Origin of the sequence: Bradyrhizobium mercantei, from assembly GCF_001982635.1 — a bacterium.
Classification (GTDB): Bacteria; Pseudomonadota; Alphaproteobacteria; order Rhizobiales; family Xanthobacteraceae; genus Bradyrhizobium; species Bradyrhizobium mercantei.
This window is the reverse complement of the sequence record NZ_MKFI01000004.1, coordinates 147,872-167,507: the sequence shown is the minus strand read 5'-3', so window position 1 is coordinate 167,507 and position 19,636 is coordinate 147,872. Positions and strand designations below refer to the sequence as shown.

General features: G+C 65.6%; 17 protein-coding genes. 10 read left to right on the top strand and 7 right to left on the bottom strand.

The features are described from left to right. Window positions 1–16: 16 nt before the first annotated feature. Entirely contained in the window at window positions 17–949 is a 933-nt protein-coding gene (locus BI327_RS19015; RefSeq protein ID WP_089025532.1) for a DUF2336 domain-containing protein, read from the bottom strand. 295 nt (window positions 950–1,244) lie between these two features. On the opposite strand from BI327_RS19015, the gene BI327_RS43245 reads away from it, so the two are divergent. Further along, entirely contained in the window at window positions 1,245–1,442 is a 198-nt protein-coding gene (locus BI327_RS43245) for a hypothetical protein (RefSeq protein WP_076863054.1), read from the top strand. A gap of 16 nt (window positions 1,443–1,458) precedes the next feature. Further along, window positions 1,459–2,226: a hypothetical protein gene (locus BI327_RS19005; RefSeq protein WP_076862339.1), complete on the top strand. Its 768-nt coding sequence runs from the start codon at window positions 1,459–1,461 to the stop codon at window positions 2,224–2,226. Here BI327_RS19005 and BI327_RS19000 read toward each other — a convergent pair. Next, a complete protein-coding gene (locus BI327_RS19000; RefSeq protein WP_076862338.1) occupies window positions 2,223–3,083 on the bottom strand; it encodes a LysR family transcriptional regulator in 861 nt (286 codons plus the stop codon). The genes BI327_RS19005 and BI327_RS19000 overlap by 4 nt on opposite strands. Window positions 3,084–3,174: 91 nt before the next feature. Here BI327_RS19000 and BI327_RS18995 point away from each other — a divergent pair, with 91 nt between their 5' ends. Further along, on the top strand, window positions 3,175–4,017 hold the full coding sequence (locus tag BI327_RS18995) for an MBL fold metallo-hydrolase (RefSeq protein ID WP_076862337.1): 843 nt from the start codon (window positions 3,175–3,177) through the stop codon (window positions 4,015–4,017). On the opposite strand, the gene BI327_RS18990 is transcribed toward BI327_RS18995, so the two are convergent. From BI327_RS18990 to BI327_RS18980, 3 genes are read right to left on the bottom strand one after another with little or no spacing between them, the layout of a single operon-like run. Then, window positions 4,014–4,637 carry a DUF1254 domain-containing protein gene (locus BI327_RS18990; RefSeq protein WP_076862336.1) on the bottom strand — a complete coding sequence of 208 codons (624 nt, stop codon included), beginning with the start codon at window positions 4,635–4,637 and terminating at the stop codon, window positions 4,014–4,016. The genes BI327_RS18995 and BI327_RS18990 overlap by 4 nt on opposite strands. Continuing rightward, a complete protein-coding gene (locus BI327_RS18985; RefSeq protein WP_076862335.1) occupies window positions 4,634–5,212 on the bottom strand; it encodes a DUF1214 domain-containing protein in 579 nt (192 codons plus the stop codon). Before BI327_RS18985 ends, BI327_RS18990 begins: the two co-directional genes overlap by 4 nt. A gap of 1 nt (window position 5,213) precedes the next feature. Further along, a complete protein-coding gene (locus tag BI327_RS18980) occupies window positions 5,214–7,487 on the bottom strand; it encodes a transglycosylase domain-containing protein (RefSeq protein ID WP_076863052.1) in 2,274 nt (757 codons plus the stop codon). A 287-nt stretch (window positions 7,488–7,774) separates the two neighbouring features. Here BI327_RS18980 and BI327_RS18975 point away from each other — a divergent pair, with 287 nt between their 5' ends. The 7 genes from BI327_RS18975 (at window position 7,775) to BI327_RS18945 (ending at window position 16,472) form a co-directional block, all read left to right on the top strand. After that, window positions 7,775–8,299 carry a YcgN family cysteine cluster protein gene (locus BI327_RS18975; RefSeq protein WP_076862334.1) on the top strand — a complete coding sequence of 175 codons (525 nt, stop codon included), beginning with the start codon at window positions 7,775–7,777 and terminating at the stop codon, window positions 8,297–8,299. A 212-nt stretch (window positions 8,300–8,511) separates the two neighbouring features. Further along, window positions 8,512–10,107 carry an MDR family MFS transporter gene (locus tag BI327_RS18970; RefSeq protein ID WP_076862333.1) on the top strand — a complete coding sequence of 532 codons (1,596 nt, stop codon included), beginning with the start codon at window positions 8,512–8,514 and terminating at the stop codon, window positions 10,105–10,107. Between the two features lie 484 nt (window positions 10,108–10,591). After that, window positions 10,592–11,815, top strand: coding sequence for an ABC transporter substrate-binding protein (locus tag BI327_RS18965; protein WP_076862332.1), 1,224 nt, complete (start codon window positions 10,592–10,594; stop codon window positions 11,813–11,815). Window positions 11,816–11,909: 94 nt separating this feature from the next. After that, window positions 11,910–12,785, top strand: coding sequence for a branched-chain amino acid ABC transporter permease (locus BI327_RS18960; RefSeq protein ID WP_076862331.1), 876 nt, complete (start codon window positions 11,910–11,912; stop codon window positions 12,783–12,785). Between the two features lies 1 nt (window position 12,786). Continuing rightward, complete coding sequence (locus tag BI327_RS18955) at window positions 12,787–13,713, top strand: branched-chain amino acid ABC transporter permease (RefSeq protein ID WP_076862330.1); 927 nt, start codon at window positions 12,787–12,789, stop codon at window positions 13,711–13,713. Continuing rightward, window positions 13,714–15,192 (top strand): ATP-binding cassette domain-containing protein, encoded by a 1,479-nt coding sequence (locus BI327_RS18950; RefSeq protein ID WP_076862329.1) that lies wholly within the window; start codon window positions 13,714–13,716, stop codon window positions 15,190–15,192. Window positions 15,193–15,230: 38 nt separating this feature from the next. Continuing rightward, the gene (locus BI327_RS18945; protein WP_076862328.1) at window positions 15,231–16,472 is read left to right on the top strand and encodes an ABC transporter substrate-binding protein; all 1,242 of its coding nucleotides are present in this window, start codon (window positions 15,231–15,233) and stop codon (window positions 16,470–16,472) included. A 126-nt stretch (window positions 16,473–16,598) separates the two neighbouring features. Here BI327_RS18945 and BI327_RS18940 read toward each other — a convergent pair whose 3' ends face one another. Further along, window positions 16,599–17,813 carry an NAD(P)/FAD-dependent oxidoreductase gene (locus BI327_RS18940; RefSeq protein WP_076862327.1) on the bottom strand — a complete coding sequence of 405 codons (1,215 nt, stop codon included), beginning with the start codon at window positions 17,811–17,813 and terminating at the stop codon, window positions 16,599–16,601. A gap of 82 nt (window positions 17,814–17,895) precedes the next feature. Continuing rightward, window positions 17,896–19,530, bottom strand: coding sequence for a thiamine pyrophosphate-requiring protein (locus BI327_RS18935; RefSeq protein ID WP_076862326.1), 1,635 nt, complete (start codon window positions 19,528–19,530; stop codon window positions 17,896–17,898). Window positions 19,531–19,636 lie beyond the last annotated feature (106 nt).

Here is a 19,636-nt window from a genome sequence, read left to right as displayed (position 1 = left end):
TCGGCGGGGGCGTGCCTTAGCTTCCGGATTTCTGGTTACGGATCGCCGGCACGCTGCCGGGCTGCACCGACGATCGCGTCTGCGGTGATGCCGCACGCACGCGATGGCGCTCGTCGTCATAGAGCGACGAGCGATATTTGGCGCGGGCCACGGCCATGGTCGAGCCGCGCCATGCCGCCAGCATCACCAGCGCCGAGCGCTCGCTGAGGCGATCGTAGAGCCGCGACAGGCGATAGACATAGTTGACCGACGAGCCGGCTTCTGGATTGAGGAACATCAGGATGCGCTGGAACGCAGCGCTCGAGACGTCGAGCGCCCGCATCGCGCAGGCGAGCGGCTCGCCGCCGGGATCGTTGACGACGTCGGCGGCGATCCGCGACGGCAGGATCAACGCTTCGCCGAGTTCGAGCGTGAAGTTGGCGAGGTCCTCGGCAAACGCCGCCATCTCCAGGATATGGATCGCGCGCGCGGCGCGTGCGGCCGGTATCCGCGCCGCGGCCTTCAGCGGCGTTTCCTGCAGATTGTGCAGGATTTGCGCGCGCTCCCTGGCGCTGGCGGCAAAGAACATGTCGGAGATTTCGGCGGCATCGTTCGGTCGCATCGCGAGGCTCGCGGCCATCCGCAGCTCTGCCTCGGTCGGGATCTTCGCCGGCAGCGCGGACGGCGCGGGCGCAGGGATTTGGGCGGCCGCCGGCATCGGCCGATCCGGACCGACCCGCCGCAGCCCGAGCTTGTCCATGATCCGGGCGGGCGTCGCCGGATAGATCGCAAGCCGCGCGCGTACGGCGGCGCGGGTCGCGTCGTCGACCTCGTCGATCAGCCGCGACGTCAGCTCGACGAACTGGCGCTCTTCATCGGCGGAGTGCGCGCTGGCCTGCACATAGAGATCGGTCAGCACGCGCAGCAGCGTCGGGCGGATGTCGACGCCCTCGCGACGGGAGAGCGTCATCAGCCCATCGAAACCAGGAAATAACGGAGCTGCGCTCATCTCGGGCGTACGCGACTTGCCAATAAGACTAGGTTTGAAAACCCTGTGGCCGCGAGCCTACGCAGGCTGTTTTAAGACGCAGTTAAGGAAAACGAGCCGTGAAGACGAACGCTCGAATTCGCGCGTGTCCATTAAGGCACAGCGCCATATCCGTAACCGTCCGTATCGGCAGTTTAAGATGTCGTTAACCATGCCCGTTCTTAACTCGGCGTGCGCGGGGCAAATCATGTCCGTGCGGGGCCAGAGAGAACGGAACATGGGCACCATCGTTGAGTTTCCGGCGGATGCGGCCGCACGGCGGCCGAGCACGGCCGGTGCTGCCGGCGAAGGCATGGGGACCGTGCTGATTCTTCCCGTCGTCCGGATCGAGCGAACCGCCGAGGAAACCGGCGGTGGTCGAGGACCGGAGCAGGGGACTGCACAAGGCGGTCGCCGTCGCCGTCGCCGCTCCTGATCGCGGATATCGTGCGATGCCGGAGCTTGCGCAGCGGACCGCCGCTCGGCGGTCACTCCCGGCGCTGATCCTGCTGCTGGCGGGCTCAGCGCTCGCGGGCTGCAGCGGCGGTGATTTCGGCCGCACCCGCGCCGACTTCCGCAACGACGACATGCATCGCTGGCTCGGCGCCGAGGCGACCGGCAGCATCGGCAAGAACGCCTCGCAATTCCAGCTCACCGAGCACGAGCGCCAGCTGCGCGATCTCGCCTATCAGTTCATCGAGCCGCCGCTGTCGCGGCCGGCGTGGAAGAGCGTGTTCGGCGACTACCAGCCGCTGCCTGCGCCCTGGCGGCAGAACGTCGTATTCGATCGCACCGCCTATGGCCGCAATCTGATCGACGAGCCGCATCGCTCGTTCGCTTCGCGCTATTCGCTGCTGATCGACGAGGTGCGCGACGACATCACGCGGTTCGAACCGTTCTTCGCCACCGCGGCTCAGGTGATCGAGCTCGACCGCAAGCGCAGCGCCAGCCTCAAGCTGATCGCCGACGTGTCGCCGAAGGAGCGGGCCGATGCGATCGCGCGGATGGAAGAGAACACGCTGATCGTGCAATGGGTCCAGCAGGCCTTGGAGCGGCGGATCGCGTCCTATCGCTGGGCGCTGGAGCGGCTGGTGATCCAGGCCCCCGACGGCATGGCCGCCGACGCCGAACGCCAGATCAACGAGCTTGCCCGTCTCACGGCCAATTCACCGCTCATCTCCGCACCGGTCGCTGGCCAGGCCGTGGTGACGAAGGGCTAGGCCCGCTTCATTTTCTTCGTTGTTGATTTGACACGGCGACTGTTTTGTTGCCGCGGCAGGCTCGCGATGAACTCCTTCAGCGCATCGGAGGGCGGTTGGGCCGACGGATAGGCGAGGCCGACCTGACGCGTGACGTCGACATCGATCGCCCGCATCGCGACATCTGGATTGCCGCGTGCCACGCCTTCGGGGACGATGGCGACGCCGACTCCGGCCGCGACCAGCGCCATCGCCCATTCCTCGGACTCCGCGATCGCCACCGGCTTGCGTGGCGGTGAGGTGCGCTTGAAGAATTCCTGCTGCTCGCAATGGCAGCGATCGATCATCGGCACGCCGGCGAAGTCGCTGGTCCGCAGCGTCTCTTTCAGCGTCAGCGGATGCGACGGCGGTAACGCCGCGACGTAGCGCTCGCTCCAGAGCGGGATGAAGTGCTCGCCGGCGTTGATCATGGTCTTGGCGACGATCCGCGCGTCGGCTTTCTCGTTGGCGCCGACCAGCCGAAGCGCGAGATCGGCATTGCCGGTCAGCGGCTTCAACAGCGCGATGGTTCGTGCCTGATCGAGCGTCCGCAACAGGCCGAGCGTCAGTGCCTGCCGTGTCGCCGGTTTGCGGAACAGGTTTCGCGCGGCATCTGCCTCGTCGATGATCCTGCGGGCGATGCCGTGAAACTGCGCGGCGGACTCCGTCGGCGCCATACCCTTCTTGTGCCGGATGAACAGCGTGGTGCCGAGCTCGGCCTCGAGATTGGTGATCGCCGCCGAGATCGACGGCTGCGAGATGAAGCAGCGCTTCGCCGCGGCGGTGAGATTGCGCTCGCGGTAGACCGCGGCGAAGTAGCGGAGTTCGCGGATATCCATAGGCATATCCTATCGTAGGGATAGAAAGACAATATTTTACCTATGGAAACGCCAGTGGCAAGTCACGACCGGCTTCAGCGGAGGATTTGTCATGCGCATCCATCATCTCAACACCGGCACGATGTGCCCGATCGGCAAGCGGCTCGTGAACGGCAGCGGCAGCATCTTCCAGCGCGCGCGGATGGTCTGTCACTGCCTGCTGGTCGAGAGCAATGACGGCCTCGTGCTGGTCGACACCGGCATCGGGCTCGACGACATCGGCGACCCGCCGCGTCTTGGGCGCAAATGGGTGCGGCAGACGACGCCGCGGCTAGATCCGGCCGAGACCGCCGTGCGGCAGGTCAAGGCGCTCGGTTTCTCGCCCGACGATGTGCGCCATTTGCTGCTGACGCATCTCGATCGCGACCATGCCGGCGGAGTGCCGGACTTTCCGAAGGCCAAGGTGCACGTCCATCGCAAGGAATACGACATGGCGGTGACGCATCAGATCGCGCCGCCGGAGGGACGCTACATCACGGCGCAGTGGAAGCACGGGCCGGACTGGGCGTTCTATGGCGCCGGCGGCGAGGACTGGTTCGGCTTCAGGGGCGTGCGTGCGCTCGGCGACCGCGAGCCGGACATCCTGATGATCCCGCTGCCGGGCCACACGCTCGGCCATTGCGGGATCGCGGTGCGCGACAAGGACAAATGGCTGCTGCACGCCGGCGATGCCTATTTCCATCACGCGCAGCTCGACGCCCGGCCACGCATTCCCCTGGTGCTCGGCCTGTTCCAGCGCCGCGCCGACATGGATCGCGCGACGCGGATCCAGAACCAGGAGCGGCTGCGGCAATTGAAGGCGGCGCACCGCAACAGCATCACGATCGTCAACAGCCACGATCCCGTCGACTACGAGACCTGCCGCTGCGGCCGGCACGCGCTCGCAGCGGGCTAGCGCTTGTTGCGTGCCGCGGGCGGCGGGGCCGGGGCGGGGAGCGGCGGCGGCGCCTCCTGCTTGGCCGCGACCGGCTCGCTCTGCACCTTGCACGAGGAGGCCGCGAGCGAGGCCTGTGCCTGCGGCATCAGGCCGGGTTCCGGCGCCAGCGCCTTCAGGAGGATCAGGCCGGTAGACGTCGGCGAGTCGATGATCAGCCGGTCGGCCGCGGTGACCTCCTCGTCCTCGGGCAGCTCGTTGTGCTGCGCTTCGGTCATCAGATCGAGCTCGATCACCTTCTTGCCGGCGGAGCGGTCGTTGATCGCGTAATAGGCGACCTCGTTGCGGGTGTAGAACGACACCGAGGTATAGGCCTGGCTGACCGGCACGGTGAGCTTGAGCGGGCCGGTCGAGAGATCGTAGCGGCAGATCGCCACCGCGAAGGCCGGATCCATCAGCGGCATCGGCGAATGGCTCGGGTCGGCCAGCGGCAGCTGCGTCACCTCGTTCAGCTTGGTCATCGGCGTCAGCCGCGAATAGGCGTCCTGCGAGGCGATGCGCGGCAGCGCCAGCACGCTGACGAGATGCACCACGCCGCCGAGCAGCACGCCTGCGAGGATGGTGAGCAGCACGCGGATCATGGGCAGCCCGTCGTCGTGATCGAGGGCATCGGCGCGTCGCGCTGGGTGCGGGTCGCGACCCCGACCGGCGTGTCGTAGAGCCGCAGCATCAGCGCATAGCGCTCGATGCCGCCGGTCGGCAGCCAGTTGCCGGCGCGCGAGCGCGAGGCGATGTGGATCTCGAACGTGCCGTCGGAGGCGCGCATGATCTCCTGGCTGGTGAAGCCGTAACGTTGCAGCGTGTTGGCGACGAGGTGGCCCTTGCGGTCGAACAGCGTCAGCGTCCAGAACCGCGCCGCCGGCGTCACACCGCTGACGACGATGTCACAGCGGCCGTCGAGCGGCTTGTTCTTGTCGTCCGATGTCGCCGAGAACGCGATGCCGTCGCCGGTGCCGATCGGCAGCTCGCCGCTGCGCGCGATGGTGGCGCGCGAATAGGGATCGACGTCGGAGGTGCCGTTCTTCGGCCGCGCGGTCCACGCGCCGATCTTCAGCGTGCCGAGATCGGTGCCGCGGGTCGCCGTCGCGTAGGTCAGGCCGAGGCCAACGGCCGTGGCGATGACGAGTGCCAGCAGGGTGGTGAGGAGGAGCCGCACGTCAGTTCTTGCGTGGCACTGGTGGTGTCGCGCCGTCCGGCCCGGCCGCGGCGACGTAGTTTTCGGGGAACGCCAGCGCGCTCGACGACTCGGTCTTGCCGGTCTTCGAGGGCTCGTTGAGCGTGGTCTTGCCGGTCGTCCTGGCGGCATCGTCGAGCAGCTTCTCGACCCGCACCAGGATATCAGCACCGCGCTTGGTCAAGACCGGCGGCGGACCCGGCTTGGTTTCCAGCACGCGCGGCGCCGCGTTGGCCTGGGCATTGGCCTGCGCCGGCTGCGGCGGCAGCTTCTGGCCCATGCCGACGCCGACCAGTTCCTTCACTTCCACGCCCTGATGCGCGGCGACCATGATGTCGTGCCAGGTCTGCGCCGGCAGCGAGCCGCCGGTCATGCGGTTGGTCGGCGAGTAGTCGTCATTGCCGTACCAGACCGCGCAGGTGAAGTTGCCGGTGTAGCCGACGAACCAGGCATCGCGATAGGCATTCGTGGTGCCGGTCTTGCCCGCGGTCGGAATGCCGTCGAGCGCGGCGCGGCGCGCGGTGCCTTCGCTCACCACGTGGCTCATCATGCCGGCCATATCGGCGGCGATGTTCGGCGGAATGGCCTGGCGCGGCTTCGGACCGTCGCGGTCCCAGCGCCACACCAGATCGCCGGCGCCGGTGCGCACCTCGAGCACCGAATGCGGCGTCACCGCCTTGCCGCGGTTCGGGAAGGTCGCATACGCCACCGCGTGCTCCAGCACCGTGACTTCGTCGGAGCCGATCGGCAGCGACGGCGTATCGGGCAACGGCGCCTTGAGGCCGAAGCGGCGTGCGACCTCGACGATCTTGGCGCGGCCGGCCTTCGGGCCTTCCTTGCCGCCCAGCATGATCGAGAGCTTGACCGGCACCACGTTGATCGAGCGGGTGATCGCCTGGGTCAGCGTGACCTGACCCGAATAGGAGTGGCCATAGTTCTGCGGGCACCAATTGCCGATGCAGACCGGGCCGTCGACGATCTTCGAGTTCGGCGTGAAGCCGTTCAGCAGCGCCGTCGTGTAGACATAGGGCTTGAACGACGAACCGGGCTGGCGATAGGCGTCGGTGGCGCGGTTGAACTGGCTCGCACCATAGTCGCGTCCGCCGACCATGGCGCGGATGCCGCCGTCGAGATCGGACACCACGGTCGCGGCCTGCGTCGCGTGATAGTCGCGCCCGAACTGGCGGAGCTGGTTCTCGATCGCTTCCTCGGCCGCCTTCTGCACGTTCATGTCGATCGCGGTGCGGACCACGAAGACGCGCTCGGTGTAGGATTTCGGGAAGGTGTCGACCAGCTTGCGCATCTCGTCGAAGGCGTAGTCGAGATAGTAGTTCGGCGAGTTCTCGTCGCGCCGGTCGACCGCGACCGCCGGATTGCGGCGGGCACCGAACACCTGGCCCTCGGTCATGAAGCCGGCATCGACGAGGTTGTCGAGCACGACGTTGGCGCGGGCGCGCGCCGCGGGCAGGTTGATGTGCGGGGCATATTTGGTCGGCGCCTTGAACAGGCCGGCGAGCATCGCGGCTTCCGCAAGGTTCACGTCGCGCACCGACTTGTTGAAGTAGAAATGCGCCGCGCCGTCGACGCCGAAAGTGCCGCCGCCCATATAGGCGCGGTCGAGATAGAGCTTCAGGATCTCGTTCTTGGTCAGCCGCGTCTCGAGCCAGATCGCAAGGAAGGCCTCCTTCACCTTGCGCTCGATGGTGCGCTCGTTGTTCAGGAACAGGTTCTTGGCGAGCTGTTGGGTGATCGACGAACCGCCCTGGCGGACGCCGCCGGCCTGCGCGTTGGTGACGAGCGCGCGGGCGAGGCCCGGCACGTCGATGCCGAAATGGTCGTAGAAGCGGCGGTCTTCGGTCGCGAGCGTCGCCTTGATCAGATTGTCCGGAAAATCTTCCAGCGGAATCGAGTCATTGTGCTTGATGCCGCGGCTGCCGATCGGGTTGCCGTAGCGGTCGAGGAAGGTCACCGCGAGGTCGGACTTCTTCAGCCAGTCCTCGTCGGCGGTCTCGCGGAAGGCGGGGATCGCGAGCGTCAGCATCAGGACCATGCCGCCGAGCCCGAGGGTCGCGGCTTCCGACAGCGGCTCGATGAACACCCAGCGCTTCCAGCGGCCGACATAGAAGCGGTCCATGAAGGTGGAATAGCGCTCGTAGAGCTCGCGCAGGCCCTTGCCCGACGAAAACAGCGTCGAGTCGATGCGCGCATCGAGGTCCAGGAAGAAGTTCCGGACCTTCTGTTTCCATTGCGATGGCATGATCTGGCGGACCGGGCCCTTGATCAGTTCGATAGCGCTGGATGTGCCCAAAACGGGCACGGGGCAGCGTCTTGCTTCGATGTTGCGGCAATCCCAAGGCGCTTTTGCGTCGTTGGGGACTCGTTCCACGTTCTATCCGAGCGGCTGCCATAAACCAATGGCGCGGCTGGTGAATTTAATGAAAGGCCTAACGCTGCCCACCGCCTTTTGCGACCCCGCAATACCACCCCCTTGCGGAGGGAGCGCCGGCGTCCCAAGAAGAGGTGCACCGCCATTTCAGGGATAGCATGACCGCACCGCCCAAGCGCCCGTCGGACCAGGAAGGATTCTTCTGGAAAACCAAGACGTTGGAAGAGATGTCCAACGCCGAATGGGAAAGCCTGTGTGACGGCTGCGCACGGTGCTGCCTGGAGAAGCTCGAGGACGAGGACACCGGCAAGATCTTTTTCACCCATATCTCCTGCAAGCTGCTCGATTCCGGCCTGTGCACCTGCAAGGATTATGCGAACCGCTCCGACCAGGTTCCGGATTGCGTCCGCCTGACGCCGGAAAACGTTCGGACCCTGAACTGGCTGCCGCCGAGCTGCGGCTACCGGCTCGTGGCCGAGGGGCGCGACCTCTATTGGTGGCATCCGCTGATCTCGGGCGATCCCAACACCGTTCATGAAGCCGGGGTCTCGGTGCGCGGGCGGGTGGAGGGCACCGAGCTCGATGTCAACGACGCCGATCTCGAGGATCACATCGTGCGCTGGCCCGCTCTGCTGCCGAAACGGGCGCAGTTGAAGAAGCGGCCGAAGGTCTCCAAGACCTAATCCAAGGCTTATCCAAGGCTTAATCCGAGCCGTAATGATGAACTTGAGCGAGCCATTGCCGGCTCGCGCGCGATCACGTCATCGCGAGAACATCGCTGCGGGATGCACCCATGCGCTGAGGTGCCTGCCTCAGCACTGAATTGCTGCATAAATTGCGAAGCAGAGAATGATTCCATCGCGGGACGCGCCCGCGCAGCAGCATTACGCCCCAAATGAACAAGTATGAACGGCAGAACCGTTTTCCTGCCGACCAATCCACATTGCCTGAAGACATTGCCGAAGAGCTGTCTCATCTCCCGAGCGAGGTGATCGAACTCAGCGATGCGCCGCCACTGGCGCCGCCGGCTCCGCTCAATCCCGATGAAGTTCGCACCATCGTCATCAGCCTGATGCTGACGATGTTCCTGGCCGCGCTCGATCAGACCATCGTCGCGACCGCGCTGCCGACCATCGGGCGCCAGTTTCACGACGTCACCAATCTCTCCTGGGTGATCACGGCCTATCTGCTCGCCTCCACCGCGGTGGCGCCGGTGTTCGGCACGCTGAGCGACATCTATGGCCGCCGCGTCATGATCATCACCTCGCTCAGCCTGTTCGTGGTCGGCTCGGTGCTGTGCGCGATCGCGCCCAGCATGACCATGCTGATCATCGCCCGCGGCCTCCAGGGGCTCGGCGGCGGCGGCATCATGCCGGTGGTCCAGACCGTGATCTCCGATGTGGTCACCCCGCGCGAGCGTGGCCGTTACCAGGCCTATTTCTCCAGCGTCTGGATGGCCGGCGGCATTCTCGGCCCGGTGGTCGGCGGCGTGTTCGCCGAGCACCTGCACTGGTCGATGATCTTCTGGATCAACCTGCCGCTGGCGGCGGCCGCACTGGCGCTGCTGCTGCCGAAGATGAGCAAGATCCCGGTGTTCCACCGCAAGCGCAAGGTCGACTGGCTCGGCGGCGTCTTGCTGATGGCCTCGGCCGTGGTGCTGATGCTGGTCTTGACCTGGGGCGGCACCCGGCTGTCCTGGCTGTCGCCGACGATTACGGCAATGATCGGCGCCTCGATCGCGCTCGCCGGTGGCTTCGTCTGGCATGCCCGCCGCGCCGACGAGCCGTTCCTGCCGCTGTCGCTGCTCGGCGGCTCGGTGGTGCCGTTCGCGATGGGGGCGGGCGGCTGTGCGCTCGGCGCCATGGTCGGCCTCACCGTGCACCTGCCGCTCTATTACGAGGTGGTCTACCACCTGACCGCCAGCGAGGCCGGCCTCGCGCTGATCCCGCTCGCTGCGATCTCGACCTTTGGTGCGGCGATCGCCGGCCGCACCATGGCGAAGGCCAAGCACTACAAGCGCGTCGCGATCGTCGGCACCTCGGTGGCCGCGATCTGTGCCGTCGGCATGGCCGTGACCACGCTGCCGCTGTGGGGATTGCTGACGCTGATGAGCGTGTTCGCGCTCGGGCTCGGCACCACATTCCCGATCAGCGTGGTGTCGCTGCAGAACGCGGTGGCGCGGCCGCAGGTCGGCACCGTGACCGGCGCGATGAACTTCTTCCGCGCGATGATGGCGTCCTTCACGGTCGCGGCCTTCACCACGATCCTTTTGATGACGCTCGGCACCGACATCTCGCTTGCCGGCGAGCATCATGCCGCAGCCGCCAGCACGGTCAGTGCGATCCCGATGGCCGACATGATCCACGCGTTCCGCTACGTGTTCGGCGCCGCCGCCGTGCTGCTGACCACGGCTTCCATCTGCATGATCACGATGGAAGAGCGCCCGCTCGCCGGTCCCGCCGCGCGCCCGCCGGCGGAGATGGCGGAGTAGGGGCGGGTTCGCCCAGCAACTATTGTCCGCGGGCGCCAGATGTTTCCGCGATCTCGCCAGGGTCACCACTGTCGTCCCTGCGAAAGCAGGGACCCATGCGCCGCGGCCGATGTCGTGAACGGGACGCGTCGTTCCATCCTCGCGTAACAATAACCATCCGTGGTTATGGGTCCCTGCTTTCGCAGGGACGACGATGAGTGGCAGGGGGCCGCCGCTGTTATTCCCCAGTGCGCAATTTCGCAACGGGGAATGGCGTGAGGAGTGATTGGCGCCCCGCGCTCTTATTCCCATCTGCCTCATATTTATTCAGTCGGTGCGTGCCCACCCACTACTTTAGTCGTCGTCCATGCATGGCGATCTGCGTGCGGTTTCACTTGCTGCACATTTTGTCGCAGCTATAGTCCCGCCCCAAGAGCTCGAAGCAGCCGAACAAAAAGAGGAGAGAAACAGGGTGAAAAGAACATCGCGACTGCCTGTTCATGCGATGCAGCAACTTGCCGGGGCGGCCGTGTTGGGCTTGCTGGCAGCTAGCCCCAGCGGCGCGCAGGCCGCCGACACCCTCAAGATCGGCGTGATCGCCGAAGCGCAGGCGATTGCCGGGGCGTCGATCCCGCAGGCGGCACAGCTGGCGGCCGACGAAATCAACGCCAAGGGCGGCATCGATGGCCGCAAGATCGAAATCGTCTCTTACGACAATCACTCATCCTCGGCGGATTCGGTGCGCGCATTCCAGCGCGCGGTCAACGAGGACAAGGTCAACGTCGTCATCTCGAGCTACATCAGCGAAGTGGTGCTGGCGCTCGAGCCCTGGGCCTCGCGCCTGAAAACGCCGTTCGTCACGCCTGGAGCAGCCTCCAACGAGATCAGCAAGAGCGTCCACGCCGATTACGAGAAGAACAAGTACACCTTCCACGGCTATCTGACCTCGGCGGCGCTGGCGCTGTCGGTCTGCGACGCCGCCAAGGAGCTCCTGGTCGATCAGAAGCACATGAAGACCGCGGTCATCATGAGCGAGGACGCGGCCTGGACCAAGCCGCTCGACGTCGGCTACGAGGAGTGCCTGCCGAAGATCGGTCTCAAGGTCGTCGACCATATCCGCTTCTCGCCCGACACCACCGACTTCACGCCCATCTTCAACAAGATCGAGGGCTCCAAGCCCGACGTGATCATCACCGGCATCTCCCATGTCGGCGTGCAGCCGACGGTGCAGTGGAAGAACCAGCAGGTGCCGATCCCGATGTTCGGCATTTCCTCGCAGGCGACCAACGAGACCTTCGGCAAGGACACCAACGATGCGGCGGAAGGCGTGCTGTACCAGGGCGTGTCGGGCCCGAATGTCGCGGTGACGCCGAAGTCGGTGCCGTTCGCGGAAGGCTTCAAGAAGCGCTACGGCAACTATCCGTCCTACGCGGGCTACACCGCCTATGACGAGGTCTACTACATCGCCGATGCGGTGAAGCGCGCCGGCTCGGTCGAGGCCGACAAGATGGTCGATGCGCTGGAGAAGACCGATTGGGAAGGCACCATCGGGCGCGTCCAGTTCTATGGCAAGGACGATCCGTTCACCCATTCGATCAAATACGGCAAGGGCCTGATCACCGGACTGATGCTGCAGTGGCAGGGCGGCAAGCAGGTCGCGGTGTGGCCGAAGGAGGTCGCCAAGAGCGACCTCAAGTTCCCGAGCTTCATCAAGGTCACCACGAACTGACTGACGACCATGCTCCCGGGCCCCTCCCGGGAGCATCGGTCTTCGGTTCCGTGTCCTCCACAACAGGCAGCTACGCTGCCGCGGCCGATATGAGATGCTTTTCTTACAAATCCTGATCGATGGCTTTGCCATCAGTGCGCTCTATGCGCTCGGCGCCACCGGCTTCACCCTGATCTTCGGTGTCTCCGGCGTTCTCAACCTCTCCCACGGTGCCATCATGGTGGCCGCAGCGGTCGCGGCCTGGGCCGCGGCCAGCGTGCTGCACCTCGACATCTACAGCGGTGCGCTGTTCGGTGTCGGCGTCGCGCTGATCGTTTCCTTCGCGACCTATTTCGCGGTCGTGAAGCCGATCCAGAATTCGACGCGGATCCCCAATGAGGAGAAGGAAATCTTCGTCCTCACCGGCACCCTGCTGTGGGGCATCATGATCCAGGAGCTGATCGCCTATTTCTTCACCAACAACGCCAAGACGGTGCTGCCGATCGTCGAGGGCGTGGTCGATATCTTCGGCAACCGCACGCCGCGCAACAACATCTTCACCGCGCTGGTCTGCTGCCTCGTGATCGGCCTGCTGTGGCTGCTGGTGAACCGCACCCGGACCGGCAAGGCAGTGCTGGCGGCCTCGATGAACCCGCGCGGCGTCACGCTGCTCGGGCTCGAGCTCACCCAGATCTACATCGTGGTGTGGGGCATCTACGGCATCCTGGCCGGCATCGCCGGCGTGCTGCTCGGCATGTTCCTCGGCGTCAGCTCCTACAGCGTCGGGCCGCTGACCGCGAGCGCGTTCTCGATCGTGGTGCTCGGCGGCCTCGGCAGCGTCTCCGGCTCGCTGATCGCGGCCTTCGTGGTCGGCTATCTCGAGACCATCACGGCCTACATGATCTCGCCGGCCTACCGCACCATCCCGGCGCTGCTGCTGCTGGTCTTCGTGATGTATATCCGGCCCCAGGGCCTCTTGGGGAGGCGCTGAGATGGCCAACTTCTTCTCCTCGCGCCTGTTCTTCATTTCGCTGGTCTGCGTGGTGCTTGCCGCGACGCTGCCGTTCTACGTGTCGGGCTACATCCTCGGGCTGCTCACCGTCGCGTTCTATTTCGGTGTGTTCGCGATGGCCTGGGACCTCCTGTTCGGCTTCGCCGGCGAGGTCAATTTCGGGCCGACCTTCCTGATCGGCACCGGCGCCTATACGGCCGGCATCCTCAACAACCAGTTCGGCTGGTCGGTCTATGTCTGCATCCTGCTCGGCGCGCTGGCCTCCGTCGTCGCGGGCTTCGTGCTGGCGCTGCCGGCGCTGCGGGTGAGGGGACCGTATTTCGGCCTCACCACACTGGTGGCGGTCTTGATGCTGCAGAACTTCGTCGTGGTGTTCGCTGATCTCACCGGCGGCGAGATCGGGCTGACGATCCCTGACGTCATCACCATCAATGCCGGCGCCAATTACTGGATCGCGCTCGGCTTCATGACCGTGAGCGCCGCGATCCTTTACGGACTGTCGCAATCGCCCGTCGGTCTCGTGCTGCAGGCGAGCGGGCAAGACCCGGTGCAGGCCGGCGCGCTCGGCTTCAACATCGTCAAGCACAAGCTCGCGGCCTTCATCGTCAGCGCCTTCTTCTCCGGATTGTCGGGCGCGCTGCTGGTGTTCTACTTCGGCACCGCCTCGGTCGGCACCGTGGTCGACGTCGCGGTCGGCGTGAACGTGATCGTCTCCGCCGTGCTCGGCGGCCGGCGCACGGTGCTGGGTGCGGCGCTTGGCGCGATCTTCCTGATCGTGGCCGGCGAGTTCCTGCGTCCGACCGGCGAGCTTGCCACCTTCATCGTCTCGGCGGTGGCGCTGCTCGTCGTCCTGTTCTTCCCCGGCGGTTTCCTCGGAGCGGCCCTGTCACGCGAGGCGCGCTCTTAAATGGATCAGACCGTGACCACAGCAACGCTCACCGTTCGTGGATTGACCAAGAGATTCGGCGGCCTGACCGCCGTGAAGAACCTCTCGTTCGACCTGCATCCCGGCGAGATCCTCGGCCTGATCGGGCCGAACGGCTCGGGCAAATCGACCGCGATGAAGAGCGTGATGGGCATCGAGCGCCCGACCGCGGGCGAGGTGCTGTTCGAGGGCGAGAATGTTGCGGGCCTGCCGGCGCACAAGATCGCGCGCAAGGGTTTTGGCATGGTGTTCCAGCACTCGCGGCCGCTGAACCGGCAGACCGTGCTGGAGAACATCATGGTCGCGCTGTTGCCGGACAGCCTGTTCATGCTGTTTCCCGACAAGGCTCTGACCGAGCGCGCCAGGTGGATCGCCGAGCGCGTCGGCCTCGGGGCGGTGATGGATCGCCGTCCGCCGACGCTGCCGTTCGCCGACCTGCGCCGGCTGGAGCTGGCGAAAGCGATCGCGCGTGACCCGAAGGTCGTGCTGGTCGACGAGCCCTTCGCGGGCCTGACCAGCGCCGAGGTCGGCACCTTCTCGGCGTTGATCCGCAGCTTCCGTGACGAGGGACGTGCGGTGATGCTGGTCGACCACAACGTCAAGAGCGTCGCCGCGCTGGTCGACCGCGTGCTCGCGATGTATCTCGGCGAGGAGATCACGACCGGCCGCGCCGAGGACGTGATGAAGAACGAGACCGTGCGGCGGGTCTATCTCGGCGGCGCGATCGAGACCCATGCGCGGCCAGAGACCTCGTTCAAGGACAAGGTGCCGCTCTTGCAGGTCGAGAACGTCAGCGTGCATTACGGCAAGGCGCAGGCGCTGGAGAACGTCTCGATCCACGTCCATGAGGGCGAGTTCGTCTCCATCGTAGGCCTGAACGGCGCCGGCAAGACCACGCTGTTCAACACCATCTCGGGCTTCCTGCCATACACTGGCGAGATCCTGCGCGGCGGTGAGAAACTGCGCGGCACCGGGCCGGCCAAGATCGCCCGCTCTGGCCTCGTGCAGTGCCCGGAATCGCGCGAATTGTTCGGCGAGATGTCGGTGCGGGAAAACCTCGACCTCGGCGGCCAGCATCTCGACGATGCGGCGCGGGCCAAGCAACTCGCCTGGCTGTTCGAGCTGTTCCCGATCCTGAAGGAGCGTCAGGGCCAGATGGCGCAGACGCTGTCCGGCGGCGAGCAGCAGATGCTGGCGATCGGGCGTGCGCTGATGATGCAGCCGCAGATCCTGATCCTGGACGAGCCGACGCTCGGATTGGCGCCGGTTATCCTCGAACTGCTGTCGAAGGCGCTGGAGAAGCTGCGCCAGACCACCAAGATCACGGTGCTGCTCGGCGAGCAGAACGTGACGTTCGCGCTGCCGCATGCCGACCGCGTCTATGTGCTGGAGCACGCGCGGATCGTCTGGGAGGGCGATCCGGGCCGGTTCGCCGCTGAGGCGGGCAAAGACTTTCTCTGACGTACGAAGACTGAAAAATAACAAAGCAAAGGGAGATCATGATGTCAGGATTTTCAACCACCCGCGTGAGCCTGCTGGCCTCGGCGCTCGCGCTGTGCCTCGCGGCGCCGGCCTATGCGCAGTCCAAGGATCCGATCAAGATCGGCATCATCGCCGAGGTGCAATCGATCGCCGGCGCGGCAACCCCGGGCGGCGCGCAGATCGCGGCCGACGAGATCAACGCCAAGGGCGGCGTGATGGGCCGCAAGATCGAGATCGTCACCTACGACAACAAGAGTTCGTCGGCCGATTCAGTGCGCGCCTTCCAGCGCGCGGTGAGCGAGGACAAGGTTTCCGCCGTGATCGCGAGCTACATCAGTGAGGTCGTGCTGGCGCTCGAGCCGTGGGCGGCGCGGCTGAAGATGCCGCTGATCACGCCGGGCGCCGCGTCGAACGAGATCACCAAGGCCATTCACAACGACTATGAGAAGAACAAGTACACCTTCCACGGCTACCTGACTTCGGCCGCGCAGGCGCAGTTGGTCTGTGATGCCGCCAAGGAGCTCTTGGTCGACCAGCTCAAGTTCAAGTCGGCGGCGATCATGAGCGAGGACGCGGCCTGGACCAAGCCGCTCGACGTCGGCTACGAGGCCTGCCTGCCGAAGGCCGGCCTGAAGGTGGTCGAGCACATCCGCTTCTCGCCCGACACCACCGACTTCACGCCGATCTTCAACAAGATGGAGGCCGCCAAGCCCGACGTGATCGTGACCGGCATCTCCCATGTCGGCGTGCAGCCGACGGTGCAGTGGAAGAACCAGCAGGTGCCGATCCCGATGTTCGGCATCAGCGCGCAGGCGCTGAGCCCGACCTTCTGGGGCGACACCAATGGTGCTGCCGAAGGCGTGCCGTCGCTTGCCGTCGCAACACCCGATGTTGCCGTCACGCCAAAGACAAAACCGTTTGCCGCCGCGTTCAAGGCCAAGTACGGCACGCCGCCGGCCTATACCGGCTATACCGCCTATGACGAGGTCTACATCATCGCGGAAGCGATCCAGCGCGCCGGCTCGACCGATCCGGACAAGATGGTCGCCGAGCTCGAGAAGACCGACTTCGAGGGCACGATCGGCAAGATCCAGTTCTACGGCAAGAACGACGAGTTCACCCACGGCATCAAGTCCGGCCCGGGCGCCGTCACCGGCCTCGTGTTCCAGTGGCAGGGCGGCAAGCAGATCACGGTCTGGCCGAAGGCGATCGCGGAAGGGAAGCTGAAGTTTCCGGACTTCGTGAAGCTGTCGCAGTAACAGTAGCGTCCGAACAGCACCGTCATTGCGAGCGAAGCGAAGCAATCCATTTCTCCACACGGGGATAGATGGATTGCTTCGTCGCTTCGCTCCTCGCAATGACGGCGTGAAGACTGCCGCTTTTCGTCACTTGCGCGTCGGCGGCGCCGCCTGGATCGTCGGTGCTGCCGCCGCCAGCAACGCGGCGCGGTCACCATTGCGTGGCGGATAGATGCGCTGCTGGTTGATGGTCTGCTTCGTGACTTTGGCTGCGGCGCCCGTGGTGTGCACCTCGCGATCCCAGCCGGTGGTATAGAGCGCGCCCCAGGCGCCGAGATCGAGCACCGTCACATACCAGTCGATATTGAGCGGCAGCAGATTTTCGCCGTAGAGCTCCGCGACCACATTGTGCCCGGCAAAGCGGCCCATCGGCCGCGCGAACTGGCAGGACATCACGGTCGGATGCTCGCCGTCGATCAGGCAGGCGGCGACATCGCCGGCGGCAAACACGCCGGGGAGACCTTCAACGCGCATGAAATGATCCACCGCGAGGCGGCCGAGTCCGTCGCGCTCGGCCGGCAGCATGGCGGCGAGGGGGCTCGCGTGCATGCCGCCGCACCACACCACGGTCGCCGCCGGAATGATCTCGCCCGAGCTTAACGTGATGCTGTCGGCGCCGACGGCGCTGACCCTGACGTTGAGCCGGGTCTCGACGCCGAGCGCGGCCAGCGCCTCGTTGATGACGGGGCGGCCATGCGCTCCAAACGTCGCGCCGACCACGGGATTGGGGTCGATCAGGATGACGCGGTGATCGCCGGTGATGCCGGCATGCGCGAGCTTGGCCGGCATCTCGGCCGCGACCTCGATCCCGGTGAACCCCGCGCCGACCACCGCCACCGTCGAACGCGCGTCCGATGGCGGCGCTTTGCCGAGCGCCGCCAGATGTGTGTCGAGCCGCATCGCCGACTGGTAAGTGTCGACGTCGAAGCCATGGTCGGCAAGGCCCGGGATGGCGGGCCGCACCAGCGCGCTGCCGGTGGTCAGCACAAGCCGGTCGTAGATCAGCGTCTCCGAACCTGCGCCTGTCCTGACCACGACCTCGCGCTTCGCGGGATCAATCGCCGCGACCTCAGCCACCATGTGCCTGACACCGACCGGATCAAGCATTTCCTTGAGCGGTAACGCGACGTTGCCGAGATCGACCTCGTAATTGCGCACCCGGATGTTGTGATAGGCGTTGCGATCGACCACCATGATCTCGACATCAGCCGCCCGCGCGCCGATCTCGTCGCGCTTGCGGGCGGCGCCGAGCGCGGCCCACAGTCCGGCAAAGCCGGCCCCCAGCACCAGGATGCGCGCCATCTCTCCCTCCGATGTTGCACCGGAGGGAGCTTGCCCGCGCAGGCGAGGTCAAATCAAGTGGGTGAGGGCGTGTGAGGTGCCATCACGTCCCCGGCCGCGACACCTCGGTCTCCTTGCTGGTGATGAATTCCAGCAGCACCGGGATGCCTTCCCTGGTCTTCTGGATGCCGCGCTTGATCGCGGGGATGATGTCTTCGGGTTTCGTCACCCGCTCGCCGTAGCCGCCGAAGGCGCGGGCCATCGCGGCGTAATCGCCGGAGATGTCGGTCGAACGGTACTTCTCGGTCGAGATCGGCATCACCTTCAATTCGATCGCCATCGAGAAATTGTTGAGCAGGATCGACATGATCGGAATCCGCTCGCGCACCGCGGTCTCGAAATCCATCCCCGTGAAGCCGATCGCGGCGTCGCCCCAGACGTTGATGCAGAGCTTGTCGGGTTTTGCCAGTTTGGCGCCCATCGCAAGGCCGAGACCATAGCCGAGCTGCGTGGTCTTGCCCCAGCCGATATAGGACAGCGGCTCGACCGACTTCCAGAATGGCGACAGTTGGTCGCGCGGGCTGCCGGCGTCGTGGGTGATGATGGTGTTGTGGATGTCGACGGTGTGCTGCAGATCCCATAGCACGCGGTAGGGATTGAGCGGCGCCTCGTTGTGCGTCAGCTTCGGCATCCACTTGGCGAGCCATTCCTTATGGGAGGCTGCAATCTCCTCCGCGACTGCGCTCGCGTTGCGGTCCGAGGTCACGGTCTTGCCGATCTCCTCCAGCAGCGCGTCGAGCACGAGGCCGGCGTCGCCGACGAGGCCGACCTTGGCCTCGACGTCCTTGTTGATGTGGTTCGGATCGAGCGTCGAATGGATGATGGTCTTGCCCTTCGGCATCGCGATTCCGAACGAGGTCTCGGTGAACGAGCAGCCGATGCCGAAGATCACGTCGGCCTCAGCGAGGAATTTCGGCACCGCGCGGGGCACCGCGAGGCCGCCGGAGCCGAGCGACAGCGGATGCGTCTCCGGGAAGGACGACTTGCCGCCGAGGCTCGTGGTGACGGGGATCGCGAGCCGCTCGGCGAGCCGCTTCAGCTGCGGCCAGGCTTTCGCATAGTGCACGCCCTGGCCGGCATAGATCACCGGACGCTTGGCGTTGACGAGCAGGGCGGCGGTCTCCTTGATGTGAACGGGGTCGGCGCCGTAGCGGGTGCGCAGCACCGGCGTGTAGTTGAGCGGCTCCGGCACCTCCTCGTTCCACATGTCGGCGGGGATCTCGACGATCACAGGGCCGCCGCGGCCGTTCTTCAACTTGGTGAAGGCTCGGCGGAAGATGTTGCAGACTTCGGCTGCGATGTTGATCGGCTCCGAGGATTTGGAGAACGCCTTCATCGCCTGGCTGGAATTGAAGTTCGGATCGACGTTGGCGAGCCGCCGCGCATAACCCATCGGCAGCACCAGCACGGGGACGGATTCGCCGTAGCATTGTGCGACGCCGCCCATCGCGTTCTCGGCGCCCGGGCCGTGCTGCATGCAGAACGCGCCGATCTTCTCGCCCGAGGTGACGCGGGAGATGGCGTCCGCCATGTGCACGCCGATGCGCTCCTGGCGCACCATCACGGGGCGGATATCGGCGGCGGCGGCGTATTCGATCAGGTGGTTGACCGGGTAGCCCGTGAGGATTTCGATCCCCTCGCGCTTCATGATTTCCGCGATCGCGGTGCCGAGCTTCATGACGGTCACTCCCTTTGGATGCGGCCGGTTCGCTCCGGCCTCGTTGTCGTCCTGTCCGATAAAGGAACAGGATTCCGCTGGCCGGTAAAGCCGAGCTGCGGGCCGG

What these genes read in the sequence shown, in the direction of transcription:
- BI327_RS19015 (WP_089025532.1), bottom strand. Translation starts at nt 949, where the DNA reads ATGACGCTCTCCCGTCGCGAGGGCGTCGACATCCGCCCGACGCTGCTG.
- BI327_RS43245 (WP_076863054.1), top strand. Translation starts at nt 1,245, where the DNA reads ATGGGCACCATCGTTGAGTTTCCGGCGGATGCGGCCGCACGGCGGCCG.
- BI327_RS19005 (WP_076862339.1), top strand. Translation starts at nt 1,459, where the DNA reads ATGCCGGAGCTTGCGCAGCGGACCGCCGCTCGGCGGTCACTCCCGGCG.
- BI327_RS19000 (WP_076862338.1), bottom strand. Translation starts at nt 3,083, where the DNA reads ATGGATATCCGCGAACTCCGCTACTTCGCCGCGGTCTACCGCGAGCGC.
- BI327_RS18995 (WP_076862337.1), top strand. Translation starts at nt 3,175, where the DNA reads ATGCGCATCCATCATCTCAACACCGGCACGATGTGCCCGATCGGCAAG.
- BI327_RS18990 (WP_076862336.1), bottom strand. Translation starts at nt 4,637, where the DNA reads ATGATCCGCGTGCTGCTCACCATCCTCGCAGGCGTGCTGCTCGGCGGC.
- BI327_RS18980 (WP_076863052.1), bottom strand. Translation starts at nt 7,487, where the DNA reads ATGCCATCGCAATGGAAACAGAAGGTCCGGAACTTCTTCCTGGACCTC.
- BI327_RS18975 (WP_076862334.1), top strand. Translation starts at nt 7,775, where the DNA reads ATGACCGCACCGCCCAAGCGCCCGTCGGACCAGGAAGGATTCTTCTGG.
- BI327_RS18970 (WP_076862333.1), top strand. Translation starts at nt 8,512, where the DNA reads ATGAACAAGTATGAACGGCAGAACCGTTTTCCTGCCGACCAATCCACA.
- BI327_RS18965 (WP_076862332.1), top strand. Translation starts at nt 10,592, where the DNA reads ATGCAGCAACTTGCCGGGGCGGCCGTGTTGGGCTTGCTGGCAGCTAGC.
- BI327_RS18960 (WP_076862331.1), top strand. Translation starts at nt 11,910, where the DNA reads ATGCTTTTCTTACAAATCCTGATCGATGGCTTTGCCATCAGTGCGCTC.
- BI327_RS18955 (WP_076862330.1), top strand. Translation starts at nt 12,787, where the DNA reads ATGGCCAACTTCTTCTCCTCGCGCCTGTTCTTCATTTCGCTGGTCTGC.
- BI327_RS18950 (WP_076862329.1), top strand. Translation starts at nt 13,714, where the DNA reads ATGGATCAGACCGTGACCACAGCAACGCTCACCGTTCGTGGATTGACC.
- BI327_RS18945 (WP_076862328.1), top strand. Translation starts at nt 15,231, where the DNA reads ATGATGTCAGGATTTTCAACCACCCGCGTGAGCCTGCTGGCCTCGGCG.
- BI327_RS18940 (WP_076862327.1), bottom strand. Translation starts at nt 17,813, where the DNA reads ATGGCGCGCATCCTGGTGCTGGGGGCCGGCTTTGCCGGACTGTGGGCC.
- BI327_RS18935 (WP_076862326.1), bottom strand. Translation starts at nt 19,530, where the DNA reads ATGAAGCTCGGCACCGCGATCGCGGAAATCATGAAGCGCGAGGGGATC.